The organism is Arthrobacter sp. 10T413_2, from assembly GCF_056394205.1.
In genome coordinates this window covers 1-2,969 of record NZ_JBFTHK010000296.1, presented here as the reverse complement: position 1 = coordinate 2,969, position 2,969 = coordinate 1, and the positions used below count along the sequence as shown (strand labels likewise).

The window sequence follows — 2,969 nt, the reverse complement described above, 5'->3', positions numbered from 1 at the left end:
CATCATTACAGGTCGAGGACCCCAACCACCAGGTTGGGGTCCTCCCGCATTTAAACCGCACCCCCGGAAAGTGCTGCCCACACCTTCCCCCAGTACCKGGCACGCCCCCGCGATCGTCCCGCACCACCGACACACCCCCGAGGATCCCTCACTTCCAGCCCAGGCCCTGCACCGGGAAGGCACGGGCGTGGACCCGGGCCAGAACCTCGACTCCGAGGCCCCCGGCGGCCCCGCACGCCACCGCAGCGAGCAACAACCCGCCCGGAGGTCGCGAGAGCAGGAAGAACTCCTGCGCGAGCGGCAGGTTGAGCAGGGCCACCAATGAGGCGCTCATGGCCACCACCACAGCAAGACGCCCTGCGTTGAGGGGCCGGGACACAGCCKAGAGGATCCACAGCCCAACGATGGACAGCGTCAGCACCGAGGCGCTGCTGACTTGTTCGGGCGTCGCCGTGCCGGCCAACGGCGCCAGGGCATTGAGCGTGAKCAGCGAGGCCGTCACGATGAGTCCTGCCGGCACGGAGAACCAGAGGGCCCGGCGCAGGAATCCCGGCTGGTAGCGGCGCGGGTTCGGCATGAGCGCCAAAAAGAACGCCGGGATTCCKATTGTCAGGCCGTCGGTGAAGGACAGCTGGCGGGGAAGGAAGGGGAACTTCCAGTCCAGGAGCCCGAACATCACTGCGATAGCCGTCGCGTAGACCGTCTTGCTCAGGAAGAGGCTCGAGACGCGTTCGATATTGGCGATCACCTGCCGGCCTTCAGCAAGGATGCCGGGAAGCCGGTCGAAGCGGCCGTCGAGCAACACCAGACGCGCCACGGCCTTTGTTGCGGGCGCCGCGGAGTCCATGGCGATGCCAAGGTCGGCTGTCTTCAGCGCAAGGGCATCGTTGACGCCGTCGCCGGTCATTGCCACGGTGTGTCCCCGGCGTTGCAGCGCCTCGACCATAGCCCTCTTCTGGGCCGGGGTCACCCGGCCAAAAACCATGTTCGCCTCCATCACTTCCTCCAGGTGCAACGGATCCTCGGGGAGTGAGCGTGCGTCGAAGCCCTCCGTGACCTCCAGGCCAATCCGGCGCGCAATGGCGGCAACGGTCCGGGGATCATCGCCGGAAATGATCTTCAAACCGACGCCCTCGTCGCGGAAGAACTTAAGGGTCTCCCGGGTATCGGCGCGGGGCTGTTCCCGGAACGTCAGCAGGGCCACAGGGTGGAGGGACCCCGGCAGCTGCTCCAGCTTCCCATTGTTCGGCAACTGATCAGCCCGGGCCAGAAGCAGAGTCCGCAGCCCTGTCTCAGCCAGTTCGCCGGCCTGACGCAAGATGTCGCCCCGGCTGGGTTCGTTGCTCTGGTGCGGGACGGCGCTGTCGGGAGCAGAGGCCAACGACGCGTCAAGTCCAGGTAAGTCCTCGCCCTGCACAAGCATCATCTCCGGCGCTCCGAGAATCCAGGTGCGTGCCGCACGGGTCCGCCCGTCGAAGCTGACTCCGCTCCACTTCCGGGCGGAGGAAAACGGCACTGACCGCACCGGCTGCAGGCCGCCGTCGTACTCAAAAGCCGTACGCAGGCAGCGTGCCGTGGCGTTTGCCTCGGGCTCAGCGCCAAACCATGCCAGGACTTGCTCCCATCCCGGTTGCGGCGCCAACGGGTGGACGGCATCGAAGACCAGCCCTCCCTCTGTGAGGGTTCCAGTCTTGTCCATGCACAGTACGTCTACGCGTGCCAGTCCCTCGACAGCGGCGAGCTCCTGGATCAGCACATTGTGACCGGCCAGCCGGAGCCCGCCCACGGCGAAAGCCACGCTCGTGAGCAGTACGAGTCCCAGCGGGACGATCGCGATCATGCTGGCAATGAGGCCCACCAGAGCCGGCGTCCAGGCACCGGTGGAGTAGGCGGTGTGCCAGCMGCCGCGCGCMTGGATCTCGCCGTTGATCACGAGGATGGCCACCGGCAGCAGGATCCAGGCAATCCAGCGCAGTACGCGGTTAAGGCTGTTGCGGATCTCGGAGTTCACCAGCGAGAAGCGACGCGCATCGACCGTCAGCCGGCTCKCGAACGACTCCGCCCCTACCCGGACAACCCGGGCAGTGCCATGGCCGGCCACGACGATCGATCCGGAGAGCACTTCCGTCCCCGCGTCMTTGTCCACGGGGTCTGCTTCGCCCGTGAGGAGCGATTCGTCCACCTCGAGGCCGGACGACTCGAGTACTGCGGCGTCGGCAGTGACCTGATCCCCGGCCCGCAACACCAGGAGGTCGTCCTTCACGACGTCGGCCGTGGCGATGTCGTGGATCTGACCCTCGCGCAATACCCTTGCCAGCGGGGCGTTGAGAACTGCCAGCCGGTCCAAGGACTTCTTMGCCCTGTATTCCTCGACAACGCCGATCACGGCGTTGCTGACGGCGGCGAGGCCGAACAGTGCGTCTTGCCATTGTCCCAAGAGCAGTAGCAGCAGGAAGCTMGTGCCGACGATTGCGTTGAAGAGCGTGAAGACGTTGGCCCGGAAGATCTGCCACAGGCTCCGGCTGGTGGTGTCCGGGACGCGGTTTGTCAGCCCGTGCTCGACCCGCGTGGCCACCTCGCCCTGTGACAGGCCGGTGACGGCCGGCTGGCGTTTGGCGGCCGTCCGGGAGGCACGCCGATGGAGAAAGGCTAGTCTCCTGCGCCGGCGGTATGCCCTCACCCTCCGATGGTATCCGGCGTGGCGCCAGGATGTGACGGAGGGTACAGAGCCGAAGAGCGACGCCGGGTCGCCTCTTTCGGGCTCCATGCCCCGTTTTCCCCCGGACTTCCGGGCGTKACACCGTGAGGACCGTGTTGTGGGGGTGGGTTTGCGGTGGGGGCGTGGTGGGTGTATTGTTTTCTAAGTCGCCGCGAGGGAGACCAGCGGAAATGCTGGGAACCGGAGGCGGCCAATCCCCTAAATTTCAAGACCTGATCGACCTGATCTGGTCGGCGTTTTGTGCGCTCCG

The 2,969-nt window shown here is 66.2% G+C and carries 1 protein-coding gene; it reads right to left on the bottom strand.

Annotated features, from left to right (window positions below):
• Positions 1–148: 148 nt before the first annotated feature.
• Positions 149–2,575 (bottom strand): HAD-IC family P-type ATPase, encoded by a 2,427-nt coding sequence (locus tag AC1DBQ_RS22715; RefSeq protein ID WP_476930659.1) that lies wholly within the window; start codon positions 2,573–2,575, stop codon positions 149–151.
• Between the last annotated feature and the right edge of the window lie 394 nt (positions 2,576–2,969).